General features: G+C 68.8%; 2 protein-coding genes and 1 pseudogene. 2 read left to right on the top strand and 1 reads right to left on the bottom strand.

Annotated elements, in window-relative coordinates; genetic code table 11:
* Window positions 1-388 precede the first annotated feature (388 nt).
* Window positions 389-791: pseudogene (locus AB0D27_RS44920) on the top strand (methyltransferase domain-containing protein); the annotation flags it as partial.
* A gap of 134 nt (window positions 792-925) precedes the next feature.
* Here the strand turns inward: AB0D27_RS44920 and AB0D27_RS44915 are convergent.
* Window positions 926-1,924 carry a winged helix-turn-helix transcriptional regulator gene (locus tag AB0D27_RS44915; protein ID WP_362521329.1) on the bottom strand — a complete coding sequence of 333 codons (999 nt, stop codon included), beginning with the start codon at window positions 1,922-1,924 and terminating at the stop codon, window positions 926-928.
* 190 nt (window positions 1,925-2,114) lie between these two features.
* Between AB0D27_RS44915 and AB0D27_RS44910 the strand changes: the two genes are divergently transcribed.
* Window positions 2,115-6,287: a hypothetical protein gene (locus AB0D27_RS44910; RefSeq protein ID WP_362521327.1), complete on the top strand. Its 4,173-nt coding sequence runs from the start codon at window positions 2,115-2,117 to the stop codon at window positions 6,285-6,287.
* Window positions 6,288-6,390 lie beyond the last annotated feature (103 nt).

The following is a 6,390-nucleotide window of genomic DNA, read 5'->3' as shown; positions in this document are numbered from 1 at the left end:
AACGGACGAACCACGCCCATCTCTCCCGCCACAAACGGGAGTTCATGCCCACCCACCCGAACTAAACGATCACGTTCGGAAAGCGGATGACGTCTCAGAGCCTGACCCTCAAAGCTCACTTCAAAAGAGCCGCACCCAACCCCTTTAACGGTTCACCGTTGCTGCCGGCAATCCCTGAACTCCGGCCCGAGGATCTCAAGCCGTTCATACACGGCTGGAGCCCCTACGACCCCACTTACTGAGCGTCCGCTCCGCCAGACGTCCGCTCCGCCAGACGTCCGGCCCGCCAAAGTACGGCGGCAGCGCGCCTGCCACCGCATTCAGCGACGTCGGGACCCGGCTACTTTTCTTCAAGTTCCCGCAAAGCCAGCCTTCAGACGTGTGCCACGAGCACGGCGTACAGCTCAGCTCCGTGTCCGCCCCGCAGATTCCCTGATGCTGGAGCAGGCCCGGGTGCTGCCCGGGATGAGGGTGCTGGAGATCGGCTCGGGCGGGCTGAACGCGGCCTACCTCGCCGAACTCGTCGGTGAGGGCGGTGAAGTCGTCACCGTGGACATCGACCCCGTCGTCACCGAACGCGCTCGTCGGCTCCTGACCGAGCACGGTTACGGCAGGGTTCACGTCGTCACCGCCGACGCGGCCGAGCCCATCCCGGACCTTGGTGAGGTCGATGTCGTCATGGTGACTGCCGGGGCCTGGGACATCTCCCGGCCTGGACCCCGCAGCTCAAGCACGGCGGCCGGCTCGTGGTGCCGCTGCGGATACGGGGCCTGACCCGCTCGGTCGCTTTCACCCCGGTCACGGCGAGCACGGCGAGGGTGTGATGCGCGTCACCGTTCGCGTTGCCTGTCCGCCGTGAAAACTCTCGTTCGGGTCGTTGACCAGGTTGTTTGTCCGACTGGGGTCGGGCCTGCTGGTGCTCGTTTCATAGCCAGCCGCGTCGGGTGGCGGTGAGGCCGGCCTGGAAGCGGGTGGAGGCGCCGAGTTGGCACATTAGTTGGTGGACGCGACGCTGGGTGGTCCGCTCGCTCCAGCCTTGGGCTCGCGCGATGGCCGTGTCGGTGAGGCCGGAGGCGAGCAGGGCAAGCAGGGATCGAGTCTCCTCATCAGGCTTTGCGTCCTCGGATTCCGCCGCGGTGGTGGCGTCGCCGGGTGGCAGTGAGGTGTCCGACAGCGGCAGTGCGCGCTCCCATTGTGCCTCGAAGAGCGATTCCAGGGCTACGAGCACGGGGGAGCGGTGGACCAGGTAGGCGACTGACTGGCCCCCAGGGCCGAGGCTGAAGGGGAGGATGGCCGCCCGGTCGTCGCTGATGACGAGTTTGAGGGGCAAATCAGGGTGTACCCGTGCCTCCTCGCCTGCCTTGATGCTGGGCACGATGTCGTTGTTCAGCCTGCCGGGCCAGGCCACCGCTTCGTGGTCGTAGATCACCCGGTGGATCACGCCGCGCCGCTGCTGCTGGAGCTGGCGGTCGAGGTTGCTGCCGGGGCCGTCGACATAGGGCGGGCGGTCGAACGCACGCACCTCGTGGCGGGCGTCGACAGTCAGCCGCTGCACGGTGGCGTGGATGTGCTCACGGCTGGTGAGCAGTTCGACGGCCATATCGCGCTGGCTGATCCGGGCCGCCTCCCGGTGGGTCTCGGTCAACCGCTGTACCAGGGCTCGCGCTTCCTTGAGCTGATGCTCGCGCTGGTCTATCAGCGGAGTGACGGCGACATCCGGGGGAGCGACGGTGAAGCGTGGCGGGCGTCGGGCATCCTGCACGGCGAGGCCGTCCTTGACCAGTTTGGACAGCAGTCTTCCCACAGTGGTCGCGGGCATGCCGCAAGCGTCGGCCAACTCCGAAGAGGTGCAGTGAGGCTGCTGGACCAGTGCCACGTAGACGTGTTCTGTTTCTTCCGCAAGCCCGAGCACGCTGAATTCCATACCGCCCCGCCAATTTCTGTGGCGGCTTCCGCCGCCTGGCCGAGATCCGCCAGCTCGTAACCTTGTGATTCGTTGGTCGCGGTTGACATCTTTCACGTTGAAGCTGGCGCTGTCCTGAGCACGCTCGAACGGGCAGCGCCTTCCGGTGTGAATCCGTGCTCGCGGATGCGCTCCTCAAGAGAGGTGTCCCATGACTCATGCCCACACGCGCGGTAGACGGCTTGGTGCCGTCGGTGTCGCGCTCGTGGCCATCACCGCGGCCGTAACGATACCCGCGGCCGCGACCGGAGCGCAGAGCCCGGCTGCCGATTCCGGTGCGAAAGATACGTCTGCGCGTGCCGCGCTGCCGTCCACACCCGGATCCTCAGCGCTCGGTCCGTGGCGCTCGTTCCTGAAGCCCACGCCCGCGCAGTCGGCGAAGAACAGCCCTCACCAGGTCCTTGTGGTACTCGGCTCGGCCACCCAGGTGACGGGCAAGTCGCTGGGCAAGCAGCACAATCTGCAGGTCCGTACCCCGCTGACCTCAGACACCGCGGTCAACACCGCGCTCCACCGGGCCCACGCGGTCTCCATGCGGCCTCTGATGCCGGGTCTCGGGGCCGCCCAGGCCCAGCAGTTGCACGCCGCCGCCCAGGCCAAGCTGGGCTCCGAGGCGATCGACCTGTCCAAGGTCCAAGTCGTCCAGCTCGCCGGCGGCGACGCCTCGGCGGCTGCCCGGGCGCTGGCCGCCACACCCGGCGTCGTCTACGCCGAGCCCGACCAGACCGTCTCCCCCATGAACACCGGCTCCGTGCCGCTGCCCTCCTCGGTGAAAACCACGGCGGGGAAGGCCGGCTCGTCGGCGAAGGGGCAGGGCAGCGGTGCGACCAGCTCCGACGGAGTGCCCGGCAACGCCGCTCTCGGCACCTCGATGCAGAGCTTCCTCAACGCCGGCGGTGTCAACGCGACCGGCGCCTACAGCCTGTTGAAGCAGAAGTTCCACCAATTGCCCGGCACGGGCGAGACCATCACCAACGTCTCGATCGGCGACCTCACCGACGCGGGGACATCCAACCTCGACCCGAGCGGGCCGACGACCGTCGTCCAGAACGGCCAGCGGTACCTGGACATCCCCACGATGCCCTTGATCCCCACCTACACCGCGGATGCGACCGGGGCACTCGACCCGACCGGCTCGGCCCAGGGGCAGGACCCCGGGCTGGGTGAGGTCCTGCTGGACTTCTCCGTGATGGCGCCGCTTCCGCACGAACTGCAGCGTCCGGGCATGCAGGGCAGCGGGAACTCCGACCTGCTGGGCATCGCCCCGGGTGCCAACTACCGGCTCGTTGTCCCGCAGCAGCCGACGTTCAGCCAGATCGCGGTGGCGCTGCTGGCCGCGGCCCGGCAGCAGCCGCGACCCGATGTGATCACCGCCAGCCTCGGTTACGGCACCGACGCTGCGGGGCTCCCCGGCCGCTACCTGGAGGACGACCCGGTCCAGCAGGCCGTGATCGCGTCGATCGTGCAGCAGTACGGCATCACCGTGGTGGTCTCCTCGAACGACGGTACCCGGCTGTTCACCAACGCGGCCGTCGGGCCCGACGGCGGCAGCACCGCGACCAACGTGACCCGCAAAGCCGCCGACACCACGCGGATCGACGACGACCAGCTGTCGACCACGCCCAGCAAGGTGCTGGACTCCGGCGCGATCGCCGCGGGCGGCACCACGACCGACGACACGCTGTCCGTGCCGCCGCAGAACGGCGGAGCCGCGTCGGCCAACGGGACCTGGGCGACCACCAGGCTCAACGGTTCCGAGGTCTTCTCCTCGGGATTCGGCACGCGCGTGGACGTCTCGGCGCCCAGTGACGGCATCCCCGCCTTCGAACACCAGGGCCAGACAGCGCAGTCGGTGACGGAGGTCCTCAGCGGAGGCACTTCGGCGTCCGCGCCCGAAATCGCGGCCGCTGCCGCGGTCGTACTGCAGGCCTCCCGGCTGACCGGGCAGCACCCGTCGCCCGATGACGTCCGTTCGCTGCTGGAGCACACCGGCCGGGCCGTGCCCACGCCGCCGCAGATCGACCAGCCGCTGCACGTAGGCCCGCAACTCGACGTCACCGCCGCACTGCAAGCGGTCCTGGCCAAGGCGCACGGCAGCCATGCCGGCACGGGCACGCCCCGCATCGCCCGGCTCTCCGTGGCGCATCGCCAGACCATAGACGGGCTCGGTGGCGCGTACGTGGAGGCCACCGACCCCGGACGTATCGACCTGGCCGGACCGGGCACCACCGGGGAGGGCCTGGTGGGACCGGTGACCATCGGTGCCGACGTGACCGGCCTGCCCGACCAGCAAGGCGTCAGCTACGCGCTGCGCATCGGGCATCACGAGTTCACCTCCGATGTGCCGGCGATCCGGCTGACCCCCACGCAGATGCTGAGCGCGGCCGGACTGCCGGTCGTCTCCTCGACGGACCGTCAGGTCTCGCTCACCTTCGAGGTGCGCAACGGCCACCAGGTGCTGGCCTCGGCCACACACCAGCTGACCTTCGGCCCCACCGACGGCGGCTACGTCGAGTCGCTCGCCCCGGTAGTCCAGCCCGTGGTCAAGGCGGGACACTCCGTGCAGGTGAGCTACGACCTCACCGGAGTGCGGAACGTCAGCTCGCCGAAGTTGGTCGTATCGGGAGTCGGCCACTGGAGCCCCGCGGCGGCGCCCATCTTCTCCGCCTCCTACACCGCCCCGCTGACGGGACTTCGCGGCACGGTCACCGTCCCGGCCGGCGCCTTCTCCGCCGGCGGCGGCATCTACGGGATCGGTATCCTCGAGAACCCCACAGGTAGCGCCAGTCTAGGCCCGCTCTACGGCGAGTTCGCCTCGATCCGGGTCGACGGCGGTGACCGCTCGCAACGCCCGGCAGCGCCGACCCTGGCCGCGAAGGCATCCGGAGAGTTCGGTCACCTTCTGGATATCAACCGGGCCGCACCGCAGTACTCGGTGCACTACGACGTATCGGGGGTCAAGGGTGCCACCGGCACACTGCTGGAGTTCTCCGCGCCCGGGCCGAACATGTACGGCTCGTACAACCTGGTCAGCAACCAGAACGGCACCACCCGCGACCACAACGGGGTGGATAGCCCGGCCACGCTCGACCGCTCGCTGAAGGGCACGCGGGGCACGGCGGCGCTCGACGCCCTCGCGCTCAAGCTGCCCTCATCGATCGCCTACGACCTGCGAGTGTTCGCCGTCGACCGGCACGGCAAGATAGTCGGGCAGGCTTCGCCGACGTCGCTGCTGGCATACGACGACGGACTGGCCCCTGACGGCACCAACCTGACCAACTTCGCGATCGTCCCCGGCGGCACGTCCGTCGCGGCGGTCGAGAGTCCCACCGGTGAAGGCTCGGTGTACGACTACAACGCCGCCACCGGAATCTATGGGCGCAAGTTGACGAGCGACCCCGCGTACGGCTCCATCTACGAGGTGTTCGGCGTCGACTCCGCCAACCACACGCTGGTCCTGCACAAGCAGACCACCACCGGCGAGCAGTGGCTCGAGACCTACGATACGAGCACCGGCAACGAGGTCGGCAGCCCCGTCCGGGTCGACGACCAGTACGTGGTGACGGGCGGGCGGGTGGACACCAAGCGCCACCGTGCAGCGGTGCTCGCCTACCGTTCGAGCGACCGTGCGGGCTTCGTGCTCCCCGTGGACACGGAGACCGGCGCTCAAGGGATGCCGCTCCAGCTCGAGTCCACCCCGGACCTCCACTCCACGTACGGCCTGCTGGACGTGGACGAGTCGACCGGCGTCTTCTCCGCGCAGAGGACAGGAGCAACCGTCAACTGCGTAGCCTCGACCGGGGCCGGCACCATGGCCGCGATCAACCTGGACAGCGGAACGGTCACCCACAGCCAGGGGGGAGTCCCATGCGCCGGGGACCTCGCCTCCGACCAGAAGGGCAACTTCTACGAAACCTGGTACCACTCAATCAGCCACAACTTCGGCGGCAACGCGAACCTCGCGCAGGTGCCCAGAGGGGAGCCGGTGAATCTCGGATCGGCGCAAGCGCCCCTCGCGCTCGCCGTCGACGGGGAGCACCAACTGGCGCTGGTCGCCTTCCATTCCCCGGACTTGAAGCCGACGACGGGCGGCTTTCGGCAGTACGGCTTCCAGGACAACAACGCCACCGGCCGCATCGTCGTCGTCGACCTGAAGACGGGCAAGACGGTGGGCACCATGACCGGCGTCTTGTACACGCAGTTCGGCTCCTGGACCGGCCGGCTCGAAACCCATCGCGAGCGCGTCATACAGCTCGACCCGGCAACCCGGACCGGCTGGACGTACGCAGGTGACGGCAGCCAGATCCAGCAGTTCTCCTACTGATCCGATTCGCTTGAAGTCGGGGTCGGGCGAGGCGCCCACCGGCCCCGGGTAGCCGTACGCCGGCTGGGGATACCCGTACGCCGGCTGCGCGGCGACCGCGGGT

This window comes from Streptomyces sp. NPDC048415, assembly GCF_040651675.1.
In the GTDB taxonomy this organism is placed as follows: Bacteria; Actinomycetota; Actinomycetes; order Streptomycetales; family Streptomycetaceae; genus Streptomyces.
The sequence above is the reverse complement of the archived record's forward strand: the minus strand, read 5'-3'. Positions and strand labels throughout refer to the sequence as shown.